General features: G+C 64.5%; 20 protein-coding genes. 18 read left to right on the forward strand and 2 right to left on the reverse strand.

What is annotated here, in order from left to right; translation table 11 throughout:
* Positions 1-18 precede the first annotated feature (18 nt).
* A complete protein-coding gene (locus NKJ00_RS23010) occupies positions 19-1,149 on the reverse strand; it encodes a branched-chain amino acid ABC transporter substrate-binding protein (protein ID WP_352631320.1) in 1,131 nt (376 codons plus the stop codon).
* A 193-nt stretch (positions 1,150-1,342) separates the two neighbouring features.
* Here NKJ00_RS23010 and NKJ00_RS23015 point away from each other — a divergent pair, with 193 nt between their 5' ends.
* From NKJ00_RS23015 to NKJ00_RS23055, 9 genes are all read left to right on the forward strand, one after another.
* Entirely contained in the window at positions 1,343-2,260 is a 918-nt protein-coding gene (locus tag NKJ00_RS23015) for a branched-chain amino acid ABC transporter permease (protein WP_352631322.1), read from the forward strand.
* Position 2,261: 1 nt separating this feature from the next.
* A complete protein-coding gene (locus NKJ00_RS23020; protein WP_352631324.1) occupies positions 2,262-3,437 on the forward strand; it encodes a branched-chain amino acid ABC transporter permease in 1,176 nt (391 codons plus the stop codon).
* Entirely contained in the window at positions 3,434-4,219 is a 786-nt protein-coding gene (locus tag NKJ00_RS23025) for an ABC transporter ATP-binding protein (protein WP_352631326.1), read from the forward strand. The genes NKJ00_RS23020 and NKJ00_RS23025 overlap by 4 nt, the downstream gene beginning before the upstream one ends.
* Positions 4,212-4,913 (forward strand): ABC transporter ATP-binding protein, encoded by a 702-nt coding sequence (locus tag NKJ00_RS23030; RefSeq protein WP_352631328.1) that lies wholly within the window; start codon positions 4,212-4,214, stop codon positions 4,911-4,913. Before NKJ00_RS23025 ends, NKJ00_RS23030 begins: the two co-directional genes overlap by 8 nt.
* A gap of 203 nt (positions 4,914-5,116) precedes the next feature.
* Positions 5,117-6,391 carry a flavin-containing monooxygenase gene (locus tag NKJ00_RS23035; RefSeq protein WP_023809427.1) on the forward strand — a complete coding sequence of 425 codons (1,275 nt, stop codon included), beginning with the start codon at positions 5,117-5,119 and terminating at the stop codon, positions 6,389-6,391.
* A 42-nt stretch (positions 6,392-6,433) separates the two neighbouring features.
* Entirely contained in the window at positions 6,434-6,850 is a 417-nt protein-coding gene (locus NKJ00_RS23040; RefSeq protein WP_023809426.1) for a RidA family protein, read from the forward strand.
* Between the two features lie 5 nt (positions 6,851-6,855).
* Complete coding sequence (locus NKJ00_RS23045) at positions 6,856-7,530, forward strand: DUF1028 domain-containing protein (protein WP_352610885.1); 675 nt, start codon at positions 6,856-6,858, stop codon at positions 7,528-7,530.
* 20 nt (positions 7,531-7,550) lie between these two features.
* On the forward strand, positions 7,551-9,041 hold the full coding sequence (locus NKJ00_RS23050; RefSeq protein ID WP_352441988.1) for an aldehyde dehydrogenase: 1,491 nt from the start codon (positions 7,551-7,553) through the stop codon (positions 9,039-9,041).
* Positions 9,042-9,192: 151 nt separating this feature from the next.
* On the forward strand, positions 9,193-10,149 hold the full coding sequence (locus tag NKJ00_RS23055; RefSeq protein WP_023809423.1) for a LysR family transcriptional regulator: 957 nt from the start codon (positions 9,193-9,195) through the stop codon (positions 10,147-10,149).
* Between the two features lie 6 nt (positions 10,150-10,155).
* Here the strand turns inward: NKJ00_RS23055 and argE are convergent, their stop codons facing one another.
* Complete coding sequence (argE, locus tag NKJ00_RS23060; protein WP_352610882.1) at positions 10,156-11,316, reverse strand: acetylornithine deacetylase; 1,161 nt, start codon at positions 11,314-11,316, stop codon at positions 10,156-10,158.
* 280 nt (positions 11,317-11,596) lie between these two features.
* Between argE and NKJ00_RS23065 the strand changes: the two genes are divergently transcribed.
* The 9 genes from NKJ00_RS23065 to NKJ00_RS23105 all read left to right on the forward strand — a co-directional run.
* Positions 11,597-13,666 (forward strand): oxidoreductase, encoded by a 2,070-nt coding sequence (locus NKJ00_RS23065; protein ID WP_352631331.1) that lies wholly within the window; start codon positions 11,597-11,599, stop codon positions 13,664-13,666.
* Positions 13,667-13,748: 82 nt separating this feature from the next.
* Positions 13,749-14,351, forward strand: coding sequence for an ANTAR domain-containing response regulator (locus tag NKJ00_RS23070; RefSeq protein WP_013530455.1), 603 nt, complete (start codon positions 13,749-13,751; stop codon positions 14,349-14,351).
* Between the two features lie 2 nt (positions 14,352-14,353).
* Positions 14,354-15,592 carry a CmpA/NrtA family ABC transporter substrate-binding protein gene (locus NKJ00_RS23075; protein WP_352631335.1) on the forward strand — a complete coding sequence of 413 codons (1,239 nt, stop codon included), beginning with the start codon at positions 14,354-14,356 and terminating at the stop codon, positions 15,590-15,592.
* A gap of 356 nt (positions 15,593-15,948) precedes the next feature.
* Entirely contained in the window at positions 15,949-17,265 is a 1,317-nt protein-coding gene (locus NKJ00_RS23080) for a CmpA/NrtA family ABC transporter substrate-binding protein (protein WP_352610878.1), read from the forward strand.
* A gap of 67 nt (positions 17,266-17,332) precedes the next feature.
* Positions 17,333-18,223: a nitrate ABC transporter permease gene (gene ntrB, locus NKJ00_RS23085; RefSeq protein WP_352610876.1), complete on the forward strand. Its 891-nt coding sequence runs from the start codon at positions 17,333-17,335 to the stop codon at positions 18,221-18,223.
* Between the two features lie 10 nt (positions 18,224-18,233).
* Positions 18,234-19,031, forward strand: a complete 798-nt coding sequence (locus NKJ00_RS23090) for an ABC transporter ATP-binding protein (protein ID WP_023809417.1) — start codon at positions 18,234-18,236, stop codon at positions 19,029-19,031.
* Between the two features lie 4 nt (positions 19,032-19,035).
* Positions 19,036-21,486, forward strand: a complete 2,451-nt coding sequence (gene nirB, locus NKJ00_RS23095; protein WP_352631332.1) for a nitrite reductase large subunit NirB — start codon at positions 19,036-19,038, stop codon at positions 21,484-21,486.
* Between the two features lie 5 nt (positions 21,487-21,491).
* Positions 21,492-21,821: a nitrite reductase small subunit NirD gene (gene nirD / locus NKJ00_RS23100; protein ID WP_352610872.1), complete on the forward strand. Its 330-nt coding sequence runs from the start codon at positions 21,492-21,494 to the stop codon at positions 21,819-21,821.
* 4 nt (positions 21,822-21,825) lie between these two features.
* On the forward strand, positions 21,826-22,015 hold a 190-nt coding region (locus NKJ00_RS23105), incomplete at its 3' end, for a hypothetical protein (RefSeq protein WP_352631333.1).

Raw genomic sequence — 22,015 nt, forward strand, 5'->3', positions numbered from 1 at the left:
GCGGCGTTGATCAGTTGGTTACATCTTCTCCCATTTGCCGTTGCGAACGACAAACATGTCGATCTCGATGGCCATGTTGGTCTGTCCGTTGGCATCGAAGGAGACGTCTCCCAGGATGCCGTCGTGATGGATGTCGCGAATGGCTTTGCTCAGCGTTTCCTTGTCGTCGAGGCCTTTTTCCTTGATGACCGCGAGCAGGATCTGCGTCGCCTCGTAGGCGTATTTGGCGTAGGAGCCGGCGGGATCGGGATAGGCCTTGGTTTCATAGGCCTTGTTGAATTCCTTAAGCTTCGGGTTCGACTGGACGGCCGGGGTTCCGGCAATGGTGCCCTCGGCAGCGGCGCCCGCGATCTCGATGAACTTCGGATCGTAGATGCCCGAAATCCCGTACATCGGCAGGTTGCCCATGCCGAGGTCGGCCATCTGGCTGCGCACCAGCGCCGCCTCGGTAACGACGCCACCGAAATAGACCGCGTCAGGCGCCGCTGCCTTCGCCGTGGTCAGCATGGCGCGGAAATCGGTCGTGCCGACAGCCGCGGCATCCGCAGAAACGATCTCACCGCCGGCCGCCTTGAAGAAATCGCCGAACCATTTGGTGTTGGCCGCGCCATAGTCGGTCGTGTCGGAGATGATGGCGATCTTCTTGATCTTGCCTTGCTTGGCGATGGCTTCGGCCAGCGGCTTGTTCTCGTTGACCAGCGTCGGCGTGACGCGGGTCACGTTCGGGAAGTTCTGCTCGGTGATCTTCGGGCTGACCGCGCCCCAGACGATGAACGGCATCTGCGAGCGGTTGAAGACCGGGATCGTCGCCAGTGCGACCGAGCTGTTCCAATGTCCGGTTGCCGCGATCACCGCGGGATCGTTGACCAGCTTCTGGGCCGCCGAAACGCCGACAGCCGGATCGGAGGCGTCATCGAGCACGACGCCTTCCACCTGGTGCGGGTAGCCGCTGGCATTGGCCTGCTCGATGGCGAGCAGGAAGCCGTTGCGGGCACCGAGGCCCTGCTGGGCGTTGCCGCCGGAGAGCGGTCCGATGAAGCCGAGCTTGATCTGATCGGCCTGGGCCTGGGCGGCGCCCAGTGCGATGGCCAACAGCGACCCGGCCAGAATTGACGATACGCGGATAAGCGCACTGCGCCTGTTTTGCATGGTTCCACCTCAAATAGAATTATCTGCCGCCGTCGTAGCGACCCGGCCGATCGTGATCGTCGGCTGATCATCAGTGTACGGGCGCGTATTCAGTGACGAAATTCGGAAATTGTGACTCGTGAGTTCGGAGATTCGTTCTGTCCGCCCGGCATGGCGGTTGATACCTGTCGGCTTCAATCGAGAGACGGACCGCATGGCGGAACTGCTTGTCCAGCAACTGGTGAACTGGATAACCCTTGGCTGCATCTATGCCTTGCTGGCGATCGGATTCAGCCTGATCTTCGGTGTCTTGAACGTCATCCATTTCTCGCACGGCGATGTCGCGATGACGGCGCCGTTCATCACGCTGGGGCTCGCCCAGGCGCTGGCGACGGCGCTTGGGGCGTCGAGTCCCGCCTGGCTGGCCCTCGCGGTTCCGGTCGCCGTGCTCGCCGTCGGCCTGATCGGCGTCCTGCTGGACAAGGTGGTCATCCGGCGCTTACGCGACGCGCCGGCCATGATGGCGCTAGTGGCGACCGTGGCGCTCGGCATCGTCATTCGCGAACTGATCCGCCATCTCTATCCGCAGGGATCGAACCCGCATGCTTTCCCACGTCTGGTGTCGGGCATGGTTTTCGAGATCTCCGGCGTTGCCATTAGCTGGTTCGCGCTGCTGGTGGTGGTGCTCACGGTCGCGCTGGTCGCCATGCTGTTCGTCTTCCTGCGCATGACCCCGCTCGGCCTGCGCATCCGGGCGGCCTCGGAGGACCGGGTCGTGGCGCGCATGATGGGCATCCGCGATGCGCGCGTCTTTCGCGCGACGTTCTTCATCGCCTCGGCGATAGGCGCCATCGCCGGGCTTCTGTTTGCAAGCTATGCCGGCGTCACACGGTTCGACTTCGGCGTCATGGCCGGCCTGCTCGGCTTTTCCGCTGCCGTAATCGGCGGCCTCGGCTCGATGCCGGGCGCCATTCTGGGCGGATTGATCATCGCCGGCATCGAGGTGCTGGCGCAGACATTCGTGCCTGACGGCGCTTCCTACCGGCTGGTCTTCGTCTTCCTGCTGGTCATCGCCGTGCTCATCTTCCGGCCCGCCGGCCTGCTTGGGCGCACCGTTATGGAGAAAGTCTAGCATGGAGCGTCGTGCTTCACTTGCCGCGCCGGGCATGGCGGCGGCCGCGGCCTTCGCCATCGCCTCGCAACTCATCGGGGCAGCCTTCCTGTACCTCATCCTCAGGGTCGACGGCGGCTGGCAAGTGGTCGGCCTGCTGGCCTTGCTCGGCTTGGGCTTCTATCTCTTGGAGAGGCTGCCGTGGATCGCGGACTACGCCTTGGCGAGCTTTGCCCGGGTCCCCCTCGTGGCGATGGTCACCGCGGCGGTCATCGTCCTGGCTTTTCCATTCTTCGTCGGCTCGAACACCTACATCCTGCATCTGCTGATCGTTGCCGAGCTCTATGCCGTGCTGGCGCTGGCGCTCAATTTCCAGCTTGGCAGCGCCAACATTCCGAACTTCGCCACCGGCGCTTCCTATGGCATCGGCGCCTATGTGTCGGCGCTGCTGGCGATCAATTTCGGCGTCAGCTTCTGGCTGACGCTGCCGGTCGCGGCGCTGGCGGCGACGCTGTTCGGTTTCATCATCGGCATTCCGTCGATGCGCACGCGAGACACGTATCTGGCGCTTGTCACCATCGCCTTCGGTGTCGTGGTCCAGCAATTGCTGAACAATTTCAGTTGGACCGGCGGCCCCAACGGACTGGTCGGCATTCCGGCGCCGAGCCTGTTCGGCCACTCCTTTGCCGACCCGCTGGTGGTCTTCGGCTGGAAGCTGCCGAGCCAGGCGAATTTCTATTATCTGTCGGCCGCGCTGGTCGTCGTCGCCATCGTCACGGCGCATCGGTTGCACGGCTCGCGTATCGGGCTGGCCTGGAACGCGCTGCGCGCCGACGAGATCGCCGCCAAGGCGCAAGGCATCAATGTGGCGTGGTTCAAGGTGCTGGCCTTCGCTGTCGATGCCTTCCTCGCCGCCTTCGCCGGCACGATCTACGCCTTCTACGTGTCCTACATTTCTCCCGACAATTTCACCTTCCTGGTCTCTGTCACCATCATGACCATGGTCATCGTCGGCGGCATGGACAATATTTTCGGTGTCATCGTCGGTGCGTTCCTGCTGACCATCCTGCCCGAGAAACTGCGCGCCTTCGCCGACTACCGCCTGCTGTTCTTCGGCGTCGTCATCATCGGCTTCCTGATGATCCGGCCGCAGGGTCTGTTCCCGCAACGCATGCGGCGCTACGGAGGCGAGCTGTGAGCGCGCTTCTCAAGGTCGAGAATTTGACGATGCGCTTCGGCGGCCTGGTCGCGCTCAACGATGTCAGCCTGTCGATCGACAAGGGCGCGGTGCTTGCCGTCATCGGCCCGAACGGCGCCGGCAAGTCGACGCTGTTCAATGTCGTCACCGGCGTCTACCGGCCGACTTCCGGCCGGGTGACCTTCGACGGCGCCGAGATCACTGGTCGTCCGTCCTACGAGGTCGTCGACCGCGGCATTGCCCGCACGTTCCAGTCGTCGCGGCTGTTCTCGGATCTCAGCGTCCTCGACAACGTCATCATCGGCATGCACACCCGCACCAGGACCGGCGTGCTGACCGCGCTGTTTCGACCAGGCGCGTCGCGCCGCGAGATGGCGGCCTGCGTGGAAAAGGCCGAAGCCCTGCTCAGGCTCGGCTCCGGCGACCTGTTCGAACAACGCTACCGGCCGGCGGGCACGCTGGCGCAGGCCGACAGGCGGCGGCTGGAAATCGCTCGGGCGCTCGCCTCGCAGCCCAAGCTCTTGCTGCTCGACGAGCCGTCGGTCGGCATGGACGATACGGAAACCGACGCGCTGGTGGCCGACATTGCGCGGCTGCGCGCGCAGAACCCCGCGCTGTCTGTGGTGCTGATCGAGCACGACATGCGGGTGGTCGAGGCTTTCCCGCAGCACGTCACCTGCATCGACTATGGCAGCAAGATCGCCGAGGGCGACTTCGCGGCGGTGCGCGCCGACCCGCGCGTCCAGGAGGCCTATCTCGGGAAGGCGGTCGCCCATGCTTGAACTCCGGGATGTGGATACCTCCTACGGTGCGGTGCCGATGCTGCGCGGCATGGCGATGAGCGTGCGCCCCGGCGAACTGGTCTGCCTGCTCGGGCCGAATGGCGCCGGCAAGACGACCACCTTCATGACCGTCTGCGGCGTCGTGCGAGCCCAGCGCGGCAAGGTCGAGGTGATGGGCAGGGACATGGCGACGTTAGGTACCGAAAACCTGGCGTCGCTCGGCGTCGGCCTCGTTCCGGAAGGGCGCCGGCTGTTCCCCGGCCTGACCGTGATCGAGAATTTGCGGTTGGGCTACGATGCGGTGTCCGGCCGGGGGCCCGATTTCGCGGCGCAGCTGGACAAGATGTGCAAGCTGTTTCCGCGTATCCACGAGCGCCTGCGCCAGGTCGCCGGCACGCTGTCGGGCGGCGAACAGGCGATGGTGGCGCTGGCGCGCGCGCTGATCGGCGAACCCAAACTGGTGATCATGGACGAACCCTCGCTCGGTCTCTCGCCGAAACTCATCGGCGAATATTTCGAAATCACCCGGGAGATCCACCGCCGCGGCACGACCATCCTGCTGATCGAACAGAACGCGGAAATGGGGCTGGGCATCGCCGATCGCGGCTATGTCCTGGTCAAGGGTAAGGTCGCCCAGGAGGGGCCGGCAAAGGAGTTGCTCTCGTCCAAGGCGGCCAGAAGCCTTTATCTCTGAGCCGTCCGTTTCTTCTGTCTCGACAGTGATGATCCACGCCCCGCGCTCCACATCTTCGGCCATGCTTTCCGGCATTTAGGGACAAGCTAACCACTGCCACATGAAATCATAATTTTCGCTGCCCGGTGCCTCCAGTAAACCAACGATCAGATCTCCGCCGCATCCGCAGACACTCCCGGGGAGAGCCAGAAAGGGCCGCTGAAATGCCAGTCGAAACGGTAGACACGCTTGTTGTTGGCGGCGGCCAGGCGGGGCTGGCCATGAGCGAGCATCTGAGCAAGTGCGGGGTGCCGCATCTCGTGCTCGAGCGGAGCCGCATCGCCGAACGCTGGCGTACCGAAAGATGGGACTCGCTGGTTGCCAATGGTCCCGCCTGGCATGATCGTTTTCCCGGCATGGAATTTCCGGACGCCGGTCCCGACGCCTTTGTCGGCAAGGAGAAGGTCGCCGACTATTTTGTCGCTTACGCCGGCATGATCGCTGCCCCCATCCGCTGCGGCGTGGAGGTCAGGAGCGTGGAAAGGCTTGTCGGCCGTCCCGGCTTCCGGGTCGAAACCTCGGATGGCGTGATCGAGGCCAGGAGCGTGGTTGCCGCTACCGGGGCTTTCCAGCATCCGGTCATTCCGGCGGTTGTCCCCGGGGATGCCGGAGCGATGCAGATCCATTCCAGCGCCTATCGCAATCCGGGCCAGTTGCCCGAAGGTGCGGTGCTGGTGGTCGGCTCCGGGTCCTCGGGGGTGCAGATCGCAGACGAACTCCAGCGCGCGGGACGGCGCGTCTACCTCTCGGTCGGGCCGCATGATCGGCCGCCGCGGGCCTATCGCGAGCGTGACTTCTGCTGGTGGCTGGGGGTTTTGGGCAAATGGGACGCCCAAGCGCCGGCGCCTGGCACCGAACACGTCACCATCGCGGTGAGCGGCGCGCGGGGCGGCCAGACGATCGACTTCCGGCGTCTTGCCGCGCAAGGGATGACGCTGGTTGGCCGGACGGAATCCTATAAGGAAGGGGTCATGACCTTCGCTCCGGATCTGGCTAAAAATATCGCGCGCGGCGATGCGAACTACATGTCGGTGCTGGACGAGGCCGACGCCTATGTCGCTCGCAACGGCCTCGACCTTCCCGAGGAGCCCGCGGCCCGCGAGATCGGACCGGACCCTCGATGCATGACTGATCCCATTCTCGAGCTGAACCTGGCGGAAGCCGGGATAGGTTCGATCATCTGGGCAACGGGATTCACCGTCGATTACAACTGGCTGAAAGTCGATGTGTTTGACGAAAAGGGCAAGCCGAAGCACCAGCGCGGCGTGTCGACCGAGCCGGGGATCTATTTCCTGGGCCTGCCGTGGCAATCGCGGCGGGGGTCGAGCTTCATCTGGGGCGTCTGGCACGACGCACAGCATGTGGCAGACCATATCTCCACGCAGCGCAAGTACCTGGCCTACCATGCGTCCGCAAAGCGCGAGACCAGGGTAGCATAGAAACGGACGTCCCGACCTCGAGCCTGACTGAGGGAGACCAAGATGGCGCATACAAGAATTCGCAAGTTCAACACCAAGGACACCTATCCCGAGCAGAAACTCGACAATGATCTGTGCCAGGCGGTCGTTACGCGGGGCGGCAGGACCGTCTACCTGCGCGGCCAGTGTCCGCAGGATCTCGACACGGCCAAGAATATCGACAGCCATGATCCGGTCGAGCAGACGCACAAGGTCATGCAGAACATCCGCCAGCTGATCGAGGAGTGCGGCGGCACCATGGAGCACCTGGTCAAGGTGGTGGTCTACATCACCGATGTGCGCCATCGCGAGGCCGTCTACCGCACCATGGGCGAGTACATCAAAGGCGTGCATCCCGTCTCGACCGGCCTTGTCGTGCAGGCCTTGGCGCGGCCGGACTGGCTGGTCGAGATCGACGGCACCGCAGTTATCCCGGACTGACGGCGATGACCTTTTCCATTGTCGCGCGGTGCAGCCACACCGGCATGTTCGGGGTCGCGGTGTCCTCCTCGTCGCCTGCTGTCGCGGCGCGCTGCGCCTATGCGCAGGCTGGTGCCGGCGCCATTGCCAGCCAGAACGTCACCGATCCGACGCTGGGGCTGCGAGGTCTCGAATTGTTGGCGCGCGGTGCGTCGGCCGCCGAGGCGGTTGCCATCCTGAAGCGCACCGGCGCTTATCCCGAATACCGGCAGGTGCTGGCTGTCGATGCCGCCGGAAAGACCGCGATCCATTCGGGTCCCAAGGCGCTTGGCATCTGGGCGGAGGCGCGTGCGGACAATGTCGCCTGCGGCGGCAACATGCTGGCCCATGACGGCGTGCCGCAAGCCATGGTCGACGCCTTCCTGGCGTCGGAAGGGCATCTGGGCGACCGCCTCATCGCGACCATGCGCGCCGCGCTGAAAGCGGGCGGCGAGGCTGGTCCTGTCCATTCCGCCGGCATGAAGCTGGTGCGCGAGGTTGCGTGGCCGGTCGCCGATTTGCGCTGTGACTGGACCGATGACTGCCCGATCGAGCAGCTGGCGACGCTGTGGGAACTCTACAAGCCGCAGCTCGATGCCTATGTGACCCGCGCCATAAACCCATCCGATGCGCCGAGCTACGGCGTGCCGGGAGACGAATAGTCAAGACAGGGTCACCTGCGATGAGCGAACTCAGCCACAAGGACTGGATCGGCAAGGCGTCCGCGATCCGTTTTCGCGACAAGGCGTTCATCGACGGCAAGACGGTTGCGGCGCGTTCGGGCCGGACCTTCGCCAGCGTCAATCCGGCAACTGGCGAGGTGCTGGCCGAAGTGGCGTCCTGCGGTGAGGAAGACATCGATCTGGCGGTTGCCGCAGCGCGGCGCAGCTTCAACACCGGCGTCTGGTCGCGGACCAGCTCGGCGCACCGTAAGGAGGTTCTGCTGCGGCTGGCGCAATTGCTGCGCGAAAACCTGCATGAACTGGCTCTGCTGGAATCGCTCGACATGGGCAAACTGGTCAGGGATGCGGCCGCGGTCGACGTCCCCGGCTCGGCAGCGATCTTTCAATGGTATGGCGAGGCCATCGACAAGATCTATGGCGAAGTGGCGCCGACCGGCGAAGGTGATCTGGTGCTGGTGCGGCGCGAACCGCTTGGCGTGGTGGGCGCGGTGGTGCCTTGGAATTTCCCGCTCGATATGGCGACGTGGAAATGCGCGCCGGCACTGGCGGCAGGCAATTCGGTGGTGCTCAAACCCGCCGAGCAGTCGCCTTTGTCGGCCCTGCTTCTGGCGGAACTGGCAATGGAAGCGGGCCTGCCTGCAGGCGTGCTCAATGTCGTGCCCGGCCTTGGCGAAACCGCCGGCCAGGCGCTTGGCCGCCATATGGATGTGGATTGCCTCGCCTTCACCGGTTCGACCGCCGTGGGCAAGATGTTCCTGCAGTATTCCGGCCAGTCGAACATGAAGCAGGTCTGGCTGGAGACCGGTGGCAAGAGCCCGAACCTCATCTTTGCCGATTGCGGCGATCTCGACGCGGCAGCCGACATGGCGGCCTTCGGCATCTTCTTCAACCAGGGCGAGGTCTGTTCCGCCAATTCACGCCTGCTCGTCCAGCGCGGCATCAAGGATGCTCTGGTGGAGAAACTGGTGCAACGTGCGGCGGTCACGCAGCCCGGCGATCCGCTCGATCCGGCTTCGAAAATGGGCGCGATGGTCGATAGTCGCCACGCCGCCAACGTCATGCGCTTCGTCGAGGCCGGCAAGAAAACCGCGCGCCTGGTCGCGGGCGGCGACCTGGTCACGGTCAACGGGCGCGGCAGCTTTGTCCAGCCGACCATCTTCGACGATGTCGCGCCTGCCGATCCGATTGCCCGCGACGAGATCTTCGGGCCGGTGCTTTCGGTCATCGCCTTCGACGACGAGGCCGACGCGATCCGCATCGCCAATGACAGCCCTTATGGGCTGGCCGCATCGCTGTGGACCGACAGCCTGTCGCGCGCGCATCGTATCGCGGGCCGGCTGCATGCCGGCACGGTTTCCGTCAACACGGTCGACGCGCTGAGCCCGATGACGCCGTTCGGCGGTTTCAAGCAATCCGGCTTCGGCCGCGACCTGTCGCTGCATGCGCTCGACAAATACACCGCGCTCAAAACGACATGGATCAAGTACTGAGGGGCGCCTAAAGCGCATCGCGATTGAACGGATTCACGCGATGCGCTTTAGGCCTTTGCTCTATGCATGTCGTTTGCGCAAAACCGGGGCCACTTTTGCGCGACATGCATTAGGCTTGATCGAAGCCCTCAAACCGGCAACATAGCCAGCCATGCCGCTACGCTTCACGCTCAGACAGCTGGAATATTTCGTCGCCGTGGGCGAAGCCGGCTCCATCGCCAAGGCGGCCGAACAGGTCAATGTCTCGCCGCCGTCGATTTCGGCTTCCATCGCCCAACTGGAAACCGAGTTCGGCGTCCAGCTTTTTGTCCGCAAGCATTCGCACGGTCTCTCGCTCACGGCCGGCGGCCGCGTCTTCCTCAAGGAAGCCGCCCGGCTGCTCAACGATGCCGACGCCTTGCACGACGTCGCCGGCGACTTTGCCGAAAAGGTGCGTGGTCCGCTGGCGGTAGGATGCCTGCTGACGTTTGCGCAGATCGTGCTGCCGGCGCTGCGCATGCGGTTCGAGCGCGCCTATCCCGATGTGCGCGTGCGCCAGTTCGAGCGCAATCAGGGGCAATTGCTCGAGATGCTGCAGCGCGGTGAAATCGATCTTGCACTGACCTACGATCTCGAACTGTCGCAGGACATGACCTTCGAGCCGCTGATGCTGGTGCCGGCCTATGTCATGCTGCCGGCGGGGCATCGCTTCGCGGCAAAGGCGTCGATCACGACGGAGGAATTGGCCGATGAGCCGATGGTGCTGCTCGACCTGCCGTTCAGCCGCGAATATTTCCTTTCTGCATTCCACCAGCGCGGGATCCGCCCCAACATTGCCGAGCGCACCGGCGACATCGCCGTCATGCGTTCCATGGTGGCCAACGGCTTCGGCTACGGCATCGCCAATATGCGGCCGCTCAACACGCTGGCGCCGGACGGCAAGCCGCTGGTCTTCGTGCCGTTGGACGGCGATCTGCGGCCGCTGACCATGGGCGTCGCCTTGCCCAGTTCCGAACACCGCACGCAAACCGTCCAGGCGTTCATCGACCACTGCCGGCATTTCGTCGTCGAGCAAGGCGTGTTCGGCGCCGAGCGGGCTGTCGGCCAGGCAGCACTTCCACAGAAGTAGCCCCGGTTAAGCCAACTGCTGGTCGGCAAGCCGCTGCAGCAATTTTTCCAGCATGCCGTCGCAGCGGCGCATCTGCTCGACGCTGACGAACTCATCCGGCTTGTGTCCCTGCGCCATCGATCCCGGTCCGCACACGACCGTCGGCGTGCCGAGATCGCGGCTGAACAGGCCGCCCTCCGTACCGTAGGCAACCTTGATGGTGTTGTTGGCGCCGGTCAGCGATTTGATGAAAGCGACGGCTTGCGAACTGGCCGGCGTGTCCAGGCCGGGATAGGTGTTGGTGATGTCTATGTCGATCGCCGCCTCGGGGGCGGTGGCCGAGGCTTCGGATGCAATATGAGCAGCCTCCTTGCGCAGACGGTCGAGAATCTCGTGCGGATCGTCGGCCGCGACATTGCGGATCTCGAAGTCGACCTGGCAGAGGTTCGGCACGATGTTCAGCGCCACGCCGGCGTTGATCTTGCCGACATGGACGGTCGTGTAGGCAATGTCGTAGTCGCCGTCGCGGGCGCCATCGCGCACCAGCCGATCCTGCTCGCGGCGCAAGGCGGCGACGAAGTCGCAGCCGAGATGGATGGCATTGAGCGCCAACGGGGCCAGCGCCGAATGGCCTTCGCGGCCTTTGCAGAGCGCGCGTGCGGCAAGCTTGCCCTTGTGGCCCGTCGCCACCTGCATATCGGTGGGCTCGCCGACGATGCACAGCAAGGGCCGCTGCGGGGCTGCTTGCAGCATGTCGATCAGGCTGCGCACACCAATGCAGCCGATCTCCTCGTCGTAGGAGAGTGCCAAATGCAGCGGCGTGCGCAGCGTCATTTTCGAGGCTTTAAGGCACGCCGCGAGCGCGCAGGCAACAAAACCCTTCATGTCGGCTGTGCCACGTCCGTAAAGCTTGCCGTCTCGGCTCGTCATCTCGAAGGGCGGCAGCGTCCAGGCTTGGCCGTCGACGGGGACGACGTCGGTGTGACCGGACAGCATGATGCCGGAAGCGTCGGCCGGTCCGATGGTGGCAAAGAGGTTGGCCTTGTGGCCGTCCTCGCTGTGGATGATCTGGCTGGCAATGCCATGCGCGTCCAGCAGCTCCGCCACGTAGCCGACGAGGGCGAGGTTCGAATCGCGGCTCACCGTCGGGAATGCGATGAGCTTTTCAAGGATACGGATGCTGTCCATGCGTCTTGTGTCTCATTGGGCGTGCGCGCTATCTAACATCGCGCGGCGGCGGCCTTGAAGTCGCATTTGGCTCAGCCAGGATTCAGCGGATGCTAATCCAGGCAGTGCTGATCGATTAGGCGCGTCCTAACCGGCACAGAAGAAATCTGTTGTTTCCCAGCGCTTGTCGCAATTTATGAATGGTCTCACGGCATCAACCCACTGGGCTGGCCGGCTTGCACCTTGGCTCGAAACCATGATCGGGCATGTGCAAGGCGACGCTGGCAGGAAGGCACGTTCCATGCGCGATTCGCGCTACGACATTTTGTTCGAGCCCGTGAAGATCGGTCCGGTGACCGCCAAGAACCGCTTCTACCAGGTTCCGCATTGCAATGGCGGCGGCTACCGCGACCCTTCGGCCGCAGCCGAGATGCGCCGCATCAAGTCGGAAGGCGGCTGGGGCGTCATCTTCACCGAGCAGACCGAGATGCACCATACTTCGGAGATCACGCCCTTCATCGAGCTCAGGCTGTGGGACGATGCCGATATCCCGGCACTGGCGAAGATGGCCAAGGCCATGCACCAGCATGGCGCGCTGGCCGGCATCCAGCTCGCCTATTCAGGCATCAACGGGCCGAACCTCTACACCAAGGAAGTGCCGCGCGGGCCGTCGGCCTTGCCGATCCGGACCTTCACCAACGATCCGGTTCAGGCGCGCGCCATGGACAAGCAGGATATACGCGACCTGCGCCGCTGGCACCGCAATGCATTCAAGCGTGCCAGGCTTGCGGGCTTCGACCTGGTCTGCCTCTACGGCGCGCATGGCTTCGGCATCATCCAGCACTTCCTGTCCACCGCCACCAACCAGCGCAGCGACGAATATGGCGGCTCGCTGGAAAACCGCTCGCGGTTGATGCGTGAGCTGATCGAAGAGGGCAGGGATGCCATCGGCGACACGTGCGGCCTGACGCTGCGGCTGTCGCTGGACGAGATGATCGGCGAGCTTGGCTTCGCCAACTCCGAAGTGCGCGACATGATCGAGATGCACGCCGACCTGCCAGACCTCTGGGACCTGGCGCATGGCGCGTGGGAGGATTGTTCGGGGCCGTCGCGGTTCAAGGAGGAGGGCGCGCAGGAGAGCCTGGTGTCCGGCATCAAGACGCTGACCTCCAAGCCGGTCGTCGGTGTCGGCCGCTTCACCTCGCCGGATGTGATGGTGAAGATGATCAAGTCCGGTACACTCGATTTCATCGGCTGCGCGCGCCCGTCGATCGCCGATCCCTTCCTGCCGAAGAAGGTGGAAGAGGGCAGGATCGAGGACATTCGCGAATGCATCGGCTGCAACATCTGCATCACCGGCGACATGACCATGTCGATCTCGCGCTGCACGCAGAACCCGACCTTCATGGAAGAGTGGCGCAAGGGCTGGCATCCCGAACGCATGCAGGCCAAGGGCGACAGCGACAGCGTGCTGATCGTCGGCGCCGGCCCGACCGGGCTGGAGGCGGCGCGTGCGCTCGGCCTGCGCGGCTATCAGGTGGCCATCGCCGAAGCCGGCACCGAACTCGGCGGCCGCGTGGCGCGCGAATGCCGCTTGCCCGGTCTCTCGGCATGGGGACGCGTGCGCGACTACCGCCAGTACCAGATCAGCCAGATGTCCAATGTCGACGTCTATTTCGAAAGCCGATTGTCGGCGCAGGAGATACTGGACTTCGGCTTTCAGAACATTGCGCTTGCCACCGGATCGACATGGCGCCGTGACGGCGTGGCGCGGGCGCATGTCGTGCCGATGCCGGCGGACCCGGCCATGCCGGTCTATACGCCGGACGATCTGATGTGCGGCAATGTGCCGACCGGCACTGTCGTGCTGTTCGATGACGATCACTATTACATGGGCGGCGTTCTGGCCGAGCTGATGGCGCGCCAGGGCGCGAAGGTGACGCTGGTGACACCGTCGGCCTATGTGTCCGACTGGACCCGCAACACGCTGGAGCAGGGCGCCATCCACCGCCGGCTGGCCGAACTCGGCGTCGATATCGTGCTGAATCGGACTGTGACCCGCATCGTGGCGGGTGGGGTTGCCACTGCGTGTGCCTATACGGGAGGCCAACGCGACATCGCCGCGGACGCCGTCGTGCTCGTGACGTCGCGCCAACAGGACGATGGCGTCTGGTGCGAGCTGAAGGCGCGGCGGAATGAATGGGCCGATAGCGGCATCCGTTCGATCAAAATCATCGGCGATGCCGAGGCGCCGGGTCCGATCGCCTGGGCAACCTACGCCGGCCACCGCTTCGCGCGCGAGCTGGACGAAGCCGATATCGGCGACGCACTGCCCTTCCGCCGCGAGGTCACGGCGCTGGCGGCGGATTAGGCGCCTGCGGCGCGGTTAGCGAATCTCGGGTTGTTCAACCATACCGCATTGCACAATTCCTTCGCTTGGTCACAATGCAGGCATGGTTCGAACCGCACTCGCCGTCCTGGTGATCGACGAAAACCGCATCCGCGCCGCGATCATCGAGGCGGGGTTGCGCGAGGCCGGCCATGAGCGGGTCACCGTCATCCATGATGTGACCGGCATTGCGCGGCGGATCGCCGAGATCGAGCCCGATGTCATCGTCATCGATCTCGAAAACCCGAATCGCGACATGCTGGAAAACATGTTCCAGCTTTCGCGTGCCGTAAAACGGCCGATCGCCATGTTCGTCGACCGCTCGGACCAGGCCTCGATCGAGGCGGCGGTCGATGCCGGCGTTTCGGCCTATGTCGTCGACGGTCTGCGGCAAGAGCGCGTCAAACCCATTCTCGACATGGCGGTCAGCCGCTTCAACGCTTTTTCGCGCATGGCGCGCGAACTGGAAGAGGTTCGCGGCGAGCTCGAGAGCCGTAAGGTGATCGATCGTGCCAAGGGCATATTGATGAAGTCGCGGGGCCTCTCCGAAGAGGCCGCCTACACGCTGCTGCGCAAGACGGCGATGAACCAGAACCGCAAGATCGGCGACATCGCCCAGAGCCTGGTGACTGCCGCGGGGTTGCTGGGACCGGCGGAGGACGAATGAGCATGGACGCCGCGCACCAGATCACCGCTGGCTTCATGCCGCTTTTCGACAGCGCCGTGCTGGTCGCGGCCGGTGAGCTTGGCTTTGCCGCACGAGAAGGCATCGACCTGACCCTGCACCGCGAGACGTCCTGGGCTAACATCCGCGACCGTATCGCCATCGGTCACTTCCATCTGGCGCATATGCTGGGGCCGATGCCGCTCGCCTGCAATCTCGGGCTGACGCCGCTCGCTTCGGAAACCATCGTGCCGTTCTCGCTCGGACTCGGAGGCAATTGCGTCACCGTCTCCAACACTGTGTGGGCCGGAATGGTGGCGCACAGCGCCGAAGCCGATCTCGACCCCGCGCGCGCCGGTGCGGCGCTGCGCGCGCTCATTCGCGAGCGCGCTGCGGCCGGTGGCGACCCGCTGCGCTTCGCCGTGGTGCATCCGCATTCCGGGCACAATTACGAATTGCGCTATTGGCTCGCCGCCTGCGGCATCGATCCGACGCGCGAAATCGAGATCGTCATCGTGCCGCCGCCCTTCATGGCCGATGCACTGGCCGCCGGCCGCATCGACGGCTACTGCGTAGGCGAACCCTGGAACAGTGCTGCGGTTGCCGCCGGCACCGGGCATATCGTCACCGTCAAGGCGCGGATATGGCGTAACAGCCCGGAGAAGGTGATCGGCGTGCGCAAGGCCTGGGCAGACGAAAACCCCGACGCCTTGGCGGCGCTGCTGCGCGCGCTGCATCACTCGGCACGCTGGTGCCAGGATCCGGCCAACCATGGCGAATTGGCTGCCGTCATGGCGCAGGCCGGCTTTCTCGGCCTGCCGCCGGCCGTGCAGATGCCGATCCTGACCGGCCATCTCCGACTGGGCGGCGGCGCGGAGCGGAGCATCGACGACTTCTTCCTCCCCTTCGACAAGGCGGCGAACTTTCCGTGGAAGAGCCATGCGCTGTGGTTCTACACGCAGATGGTGCGCTGGGGGCACGTGGCGCACACGCCGGAAAACCTTGCCATCGCCCGCAACTGCTACCGGCCCGACCTCTACCGCTCGGCATTGAAGCCGCTTGGCGTCGCACTTCCCGGCGCCAATTCGAAAGTCGAGGGTGCGCTCCAAGTTGCCACCGCGGTCGGCGCGACAGGCGCCGGCCTTGTGCTCGGTCCGGACGGTTTCTTCGACGGCCAGATCTTCGATCCGGACGAGGTCGACGCGTACATTGCCGGCCAGAAATCGGCTCGCGCGGAAGCCTGATCATTTCCGCGTCATTCTTGTGCATTGCACAAAAATTGTGCGCGCGATTGCCCGAATGAGCAATCTTTGACCTTCCGGCCATAGGACCCGGCGCGTCCGCGATCGGCGCGGGTTACTGATTTAATTGATCTTTTTCGCCTCTCTCGAAACTGGCACGGTTCCTGCTTTGAAATAGGCAGGCCCTTCGCGGGTCACGGAACAGGCGTCCAATGGCGGGCGCCACAGGCAAAGCTGCCGCTCAGGTTAATGCGCGCTCCCGGTCACCGGGACGCGATGACCTGGCTGGCGGCTTTTTTGTTTTGATCAACACGCAATCGACGACGCGGATCCCAAGCCGCGCCCAACCGGAGACGACGATGACGAAACGGATCAGGACTGGAACGACCCTCAAGGACATGACGCGCCGCGATTTTCTGGTCAGCAGCGCGATGACGGCGGGCCTGTTCATGGCGGCCCGCAAGCTCTTCCCTTCCGGTGCCTATGCCGCCACCGCCACTCCGGAGGTCACCGGCGCCAAGCTCGGCTTCATTGCCCTCACCGATGCGGCACCGCTGATGATCGCCAAGGAGAAGGGGCTGTTCGCCAAGTTCGGCATGCCCGATGTCGAGGTGCTCAAGCAGGCCTCCTGGGGTGCGACACGCGACAATCTGATGCTCGGCGGCGCGGCCAACGGCATCGACGGCGCCCATATTCTGACGCCGCTGCCTTACCTTATGCACACCGGCAAGGTGACGCAGAACAACCAGCCGATGCCGATGGCGATCGTGGCGCGGCTCAACTACGACTGCCAAGGCATTTCGGTCGCCCAGGAATATGCCGGCACCGGCGTCGGCCTCGATGCCTCGAAGCTGAAAGACGCCTTTGCCGCCAAGAAGGCGGCCGGCAAGGAAATCAAGGCCGCCATGACCTTCCCGGGCGGTACGCATGATTTGTGGCTGCGCTACTGGCTGGCCGCCGGTGGCATCGACCCCGACAAGGACGTTTCGACCATCGTCGTGCCGCCGCCGCAGATGGTGGCCAACATGAAGGTCGGCAACATGGACGTGTTCTGCGTCGGCGAGCCGTGGAACGAGCAGCTCGTCCATCAGGGCGTCGGCTTCACCGCCGCCACGACGGGCGAATTGTGGAAGGGCCATCCGGAAAAGGCGCTCGGCCTGCGTGCCGAATTCATCGAGAAATACCCGAACGCCACCAAGGCGATCCTGATGGCCGTCATGGAAGCCCAGCAATGGTGCGAGGCCAGCGACAACAAGGACGAGATGGCCGCCATCATCGGCAAGCGGCAATGGATGAACGTGCCTGTCGCCGACATCATCGGCCGCCTCAAGGGCGACATTAACTACGGCAATGGCCGTGTCGCCAACGGCACCGATCTCTACATGAAGTTCTGGAAAGGCGGCGTCTCCTATCCGTTCAAGAGCCACGATGCGTGGTTCCTCGCCGAGAACATCCGCTGGGGCAAGTTCGCGCCGACAACCGACATCAAGGCGCTGGTCGATCAGGTCAACCGCGAGGATCTGTGGCGCGAGGCGGCCAAGGATCTCGGCGTCGCGGCGGCCGACGTTCCGGCGTCGTCGTCGCGCGGCGTCGAGACCTTCTTCGACGGCAAGATCTTCGATCCGGCCAATCCGTCGGCCTATCTCGACAGCCTGAAGATCAAGGCATCGGCGTAGCACAACCGCAAGCGGCGCCCTGGGCCGCTTGCGATCACTACCTGCCCCCAAGGAGTTTTTCTCAGACATGTCGATCCAGACTATCGAGGACACAAAGGTGAAGGCGTTCCCCCCGAAGCCGGCGGAGGTCATCGCCTTCACCGCCAAGGCACGACGCCGCTTCGATCCGCTGGCGATTGCCGGCAAACTGGCGAGCGCGCTGGTGCCGCCCATCATCGTCATCGCGCTGATGCTGGTCGTCTGGCAGATCGCCTGTTCGTCGCCCACATCAAGCCTGCCGCCGCCGACCCAGGTGTGGAACGAGGCCTACGATTTGATCGCGCATCCGTTCTTCGACAATGGCCCGCAGGATATCGGCCTGGCATGGCGCGTGCTGATCTCGCTGCAGCGTGTCGCCATCGGTTTCGGCCTGGCGGCGGTGGTCGGCGTCGCGCTCGGCGCGCTGGTCGGCCAGTCGATCTGGGCGATGCGCGGCCTCGACCCGGTGTTCCAGATCCTGCGCACGGTGCCGCCGCTGGCCTGGCTGCCGCTGTCGCTGGCGGCGTTCCGCGATTCCAGCCCGTCGGCGATCTTCGTCATCTTCATCACGTCGATCTGGCCAATCATCATCAACACCGCCGTCGGCGTGCGCAACATCCCCGAGGATTACCGCAACGTCTCGCGCATCCTGCGGCTCAACCAGTTCGAATTCTTCGTCAAGATCATGGTACCGGCCGCCGCGCCCTACATCTTCACCGGCCTGAGGATCGGCATCGGCCTGTCCTGGCTCGCCATCGTCGCCGCCGAAATGCTGACCGGCGGCGTCGGCATCGGCTTCTTCATCTGGGACGCGTGGAACTCGTCGCGGCTGCCCGACATCATCGTGGCGCTCGCCTATATCGGCGTCACCGGCTTCTGCCTCGACCGTCTGGTCGCGGCGGTCGGCGCCTTCGTCACCCGCGGCACAACGGCAAAGTGAGGAGAGGGCGATGACGGCCTATCTGAAGCTCGACCATATCGACAAATCCTTCTCGCGTGGTGCCCAGGTCAGCGAGGTGTTGAAGGACATCAGGCTGACCATCGACAAGGGCGAATTCGTCTCCATCATCGGCCATTCCGGCTGCGGCAAGTCGACCCTGCTCAATCTGATCGCCGGGCTGACCAAGGTGTCCGCCGGCGCCGTGCTGCTCGAGGACAAGGAGGTCGACAGCCCCGGTCCCGAACGCGCCGTGGTGTTCCAGAACCACTCGCTGCTGCCGTGGCTGACCGTCTATGAAAACATCAACCTGGCGGTGTCGAAGGTTTTCGGGCGCTCGAAAAGCAAGGCCGAGCGGCATGACTGGATCATGCGCAATCTCGACCTCGTGCAGATGGCGCATGCCAAGGACAAGCGCCCGGCCGAGATATCGGGCGGCATGAAGCAGCGCGTCGGCATCGCCCGGGCGCTGGCCATGGAGCCGAAGATCCTGCTGCTCGACGAGCCGTTCGGCGCGCTCGACGCGCTGACGCGCGCGCATCTGCAGGACGCGGTGATGGACATCCATTCCAGGCTCGGCTCGACGACGATCATGATCACCCATGATGTCGACGAGGCGGTGCTGCTGTCCGACCGCATCGTCATGATGACCAATGGCCCGGCGGCAACCATCGGCGAAGTGCTTGCCGTGCCGCTGGCGCGGCCGCGCCGGCGCGTCGAACTCTCTTCCGACCGGACCTTCCTGCGCTGCCGCGAGGCGGTGCTGAAGTTCCTCTACGAACGCCACCGCTTCGTCGAAGCCGCGGAGTAGCACCATGAGCGAAAGACTTGTCATCATCGGCAATGGCATGGCCCCGGGGCGCATGCTGGAGCACCTGCTGGAACAGGCTCCGGGCCGCTACACCGTCACCATCTTCAACGCCGAGCCGCGCGTTAATTACGACCGCATCATGCTGTCGCCGGTGCTGTCGGGCGAGAAAGCCTATGAGGAGATCATCATCCACGGCGACGGCTGGTACATCGCCAACAACATCACCCTCTACAAGGGCCACAAGATCGTCGCCATCGACCGAGCGGCGAAGACCGTCACCTCCGATCATGGCGTCACCGAACCCTATGACAAGCTCGTCATCGCCACCGGCTCGGTGCCGTTCATCATTCCGGTGCCCGGCCATGACCTGCCGGGCGTGCTGACCTATCGCGATCTCGACGACGTGCAGGCGATGATGCTTGCCGCCCAGTCGCGGGCCAAGGCGGTGGTCATCGGCGGCGGCCTGCTCGGGCTGGAGGCGGCAGCAGGGCTGAACGCGCAAGGCATGGACGTCACCGTGCTGCATGTCATGCCGACGCTGATGGAGCGCCAGCTCGATCCCGCGGCCGGCTATCTCTTGCAGCGTGCGGTGGAACAGCGCGGCATCAAGGTCATCACCAAGGCCAACACACAGGCGATCACAGGCAACGGCAAGGTCGGGCAGGTGGAGCTCGCTGACGGCACCATTATCCCAGCAACGCTTGTGGTGATGGCCGTCGGCATCAGGCCGAATTCGGCGCTGGCGAAACAGGCCGGCATCGCCGTCAACAGGGGCATCGTCGTCGACGCCGGCATGCGCAGCAACGATCCCGACATCTACGCGCTCGGCGAATGTGCCGAGGTCAACGGCCAAGTCTACGGCCTCGTCGCACCGCTCTACGAGATGGCGCGCGTGACCGCCAGCCAGCTTGCCGGCGACGCGGCGGCGGCCTTCGTCCATATGGACACGCCGACCAAGCTCAAGGTCACCGGCATCGAGCTGTTCTCGCTGGGCGACTTCGCCGAGGGCGAGGATCGCCAGGAGATCGTGCTGCGCGACGCCGCCGCCGGCGTCTACAAGCGCCTGGTGCTGAAGGATGACCGCATCATCGGCACCGTGCTCTATGGCGAGACGGCTGACGGCGCCTGGTTCAACGACCTCAAGAAGAAGCAGATCGACATTTCCGAAATGCGCGACACGCTCATCTTCGGCCAGTCCTACCAGGGGGGTGCCCCGCTGGACCCTATGGCGGCCGTTGCAGCCTTGCCGGATGATGCGGAAATCTGCGGCTGCAACGGCGTTTGCAAGGGAAAGATCACCGGCGCGATCACGGCCAAGGGGCTGACCTCGCTCGACGCTGTGCGCGCGCACACCAAGGCGTCGGCCTCCTGCGGCTCCTGCACCGGGCTGGTCGAGAAGCTCATGGTGCTGACCATCGGCGACAAATACAATCCGGCGGCGGTGCAGCCGATGTGCGGCTGCACGACGCTCGGCCATGACGAGGTGCGCCGGCTGATCATCGCCAAGAGCCTGAAGACGATTCCCGCCGTCATGCAGGAACTGGAGTGGACGACCTCCTGCGGCTGCGCCAAATGCCGGCCCGCGCTGAACTACTATCTCGTCTGCGACTGGCCGGACGACTACGCCGACGACTACCAGTCGCGCTTCATCAACGAGCGCGTCCACGCCAACATCCAGAAGGACGGCACCTATTCGGTGGTGCCGCGCATGTGGGGCGGCGTCACCAATGCGGCGGAGCTGCGCGCCATCGCCGACGTCGTCGACAAGTTCGAAATCCCGATGGTCAAGGTCACCGGCGGCCAGCGCATCGACATGCTCGGCATCCGCAAGGAGGACCTGCCGGCAGTGTGGGCCGATCTCGGTCAGGCCGGCTTCGTCTCCGGCCACGCCTATGCCAAGGGGTTGCGCACGGTGAAGACCTGCGTCGGCTCAGACTGGTGCCGGTTCGGCACGCAGGATTCTACGGGCTTCGGCGTCCGCATCGAAAAATTCATGTGGGGCTCGTGGACGCCGGCCAAGGTCAAGATGGCGGTGTCGGGCTGTCCAAGGAACTGCGCCGAGGCGACCTGCAAGGATGTTGGCGTGATCTGCGTCGACTCCGGCTACGAAATCCATTTCGCCGGGGCGGCCGGCCTCGACATCAAGGGCACCGAGGTGCTGGGCCTGGTCAAGACCGAGGACGAGGCGCTGGAGCATATCGTGGCGCTGACGCAGATGTATCGCGAGCAGGGCCGCTATCTCGAGCGCATCTACAAATGGGCCAAGCGCATCGGCATCCCCGAGATCAAGCGTCAGATCATGGACGATGGCGAGAAGCGCAAGGCTTATTACGACCGCTTCGTCTTCAGCCAGAAATTCGCCCAGGTCGATCCGTGGTCGGAACGCGTTTCCGGCAAGGACAAGCATGAATTCCGGCCGATGGCCTCTGTCGGGTTTGCGCAGGCGGCGGAGTGACAATCATGAACTGGGTATCAATCGGCTCTATCTCGGACATCCCCCGCCGCGGCGCGCGCTGCGTCGCCACCCCGGAAGGCAAGATCGCCGTCTTCCGCACCGCCGACGATCAGGTCTATGCCATCGACGACCATTGCCCGCACAGAGGCGGACCGCTCAGCCAGGGCATCGTGCACGGTGCGGCGGTGACCTGTCCCTTGCACAATTGGGTGATTTCGTTGGAGACGGGCAAGGCGCTCGGCGCCGACGAGGGCGCGGTGCGCACCATTCCGGTGCGGGTCGAAGGCGAGCGTCTGTTCATTGCGCTGGAAGCGCTGGCCAGCCGCGCGGCCTGAACCCATGGAGATCGACGAAGCGCGCGAGGTGAGGACCACCTGCCCCTATTGCGGGGTGGGCTGCGGCGTGCTGGCGAAGGCCGCCGCCGGCGGGCACGTGTACGGGCCCGGCCCCCCCGCCCCCCCCGCCAAATTACGCCCGCGCAGCTCCAAGGGCTCGGCCCACGCCGCGGCCAACCACCGCGACGGCCGGC

The organism is Mesorhizobium sp. M0227 (assembly GCF_040321855.1).
Classification (GTDB): Bacteria; Pseudomonadota; Alphaproteobacteria; order Rhizobiales; family Rhizobiaceae; genus Mesorhizobium.

Bases quoted from the DNA above. Each gene is read 5' to 3' on its own strand.
- NKJ00_RS23080 (WP_352610878.1), top strand. From the start codon at position 15,949: ATGACGAAACGGATCAGGACTGGAACGACCCTCAAGGACATGACGCGC.
- argE (WP_352610882.1), bottom strand. From the start codon at position 11,316: ATGGACAGCATCCGTATCCTTGAAAAGCTCATCGCATTCCCGACGGTG.
- nirD (WP_352610872.1), top strand. From the start codon at position 21,492: ATGAACTGGGTATCAATCGGCTCTATCTCGGACATCCCCCGCCGCGGC.
- NKJ00_RS23045 (WP_352610885.1), top strand. From the start codon at position 6,856: ATGACCTTTTCCATTGTCGCGCGGTGCAGCCACACCGGCATGTTCGGG.
- NKJ00_RS23090 (WP_023809417.1), top strand. From the start codon at position 18,234: ATGACGGCCTATCTGAAGCTCGACCATATCGACAAATCCTTCTCGCGT.
- nirB (WP_352631332.1), top strand. From the start codon at position 19,036: ATGAGCGAAAGACTTGTCATCATCGGCAATGGCATGGCCCCGGGGCGC.
- NKJ00_RS23035 (WP_023809427.1), top strand. From the start codon at position 5,117: ATGCCAGTCGAAACGGTAGACACGCTTGTTGTTGGCGGCGGCCAGGCG.
- NKJ00_RS23020 (WP_352631324.1), top strand. From the start codon at position 2,262: ATGGAGCGTCGTGCTTCACTTGCCGCGCCGGGCATGGCGGCGGCCGCG.
- NKJ00_RS23040 (WP_023809426.1), top strand. From the start codon at position 6,434: ATGGCGCATACAAGAATTCGCAAGTTCAACACCAAGGACACCTATCCC.
- NKJ00_RS23030 (WP_352631328.1), top strand. From the start codon at position 4,212: ATGCTTGAACTCCGGGATGTGGATACCTCCTACGGTGCGGTGCCGATG.
- NKJ00_RS23015 (WP_352631322.1), top strand. From the start codon at position 1,343: ATGGCGGAACTGCTTGTCCAGCAACTGGTGAACTGGATAACCCTTGGC.
- ntrB (WP_352610876.1), top strand. From the start codon at position 17,333: ATGTCGATCCAGACTATCGAGGACACAAAGGTGAAGGCGTTCCCCCCG.
- NKJ00_RS23070 (WP_013530455.1), top strand. From the start codon at position 13,749: ATGGTTCGAACCGCACTCGCCGTCCTGGTGATCGACGAAAACCGCATC.
- NKJ00_RS23065 (WP_352631331.1), top strand. From the start codon at position 11,597: ATGCGCGATTCGCGCTACGACATTTTGTTCGAGCCCGTGAAGATCGGT.
- NKJ00_RS23075 (WP_352631335.1), top strand. From the start codon at position 14,354: ATGGACGCCGCGCACCAGATCACCGCTGGCTTCATGCCGCTTTTCGAC.
- NKJ00_RS23055 (WP_023809423.1), top strand. From the start codon at position 9,193: ATGCCGCTACGCTTCACGCTCAGACAGCTGGAATATTTCGTCGCCGTG.
- NKJ00_RS23050 (WP_352441988.1), top strand. From the start codon at position 7,551: ATGAGCGAACTCAGCCACAAGGACTGGATCGGCAAGGCGTCCGCGATC.
- NKJ00_RS23010 (WP_352631320.1), bottom strand. From the start codon at position 1,149: ATGCAAAACAGGCGCAGTGCGCTTATCCGCGTATCGTCAATTCTGGCC.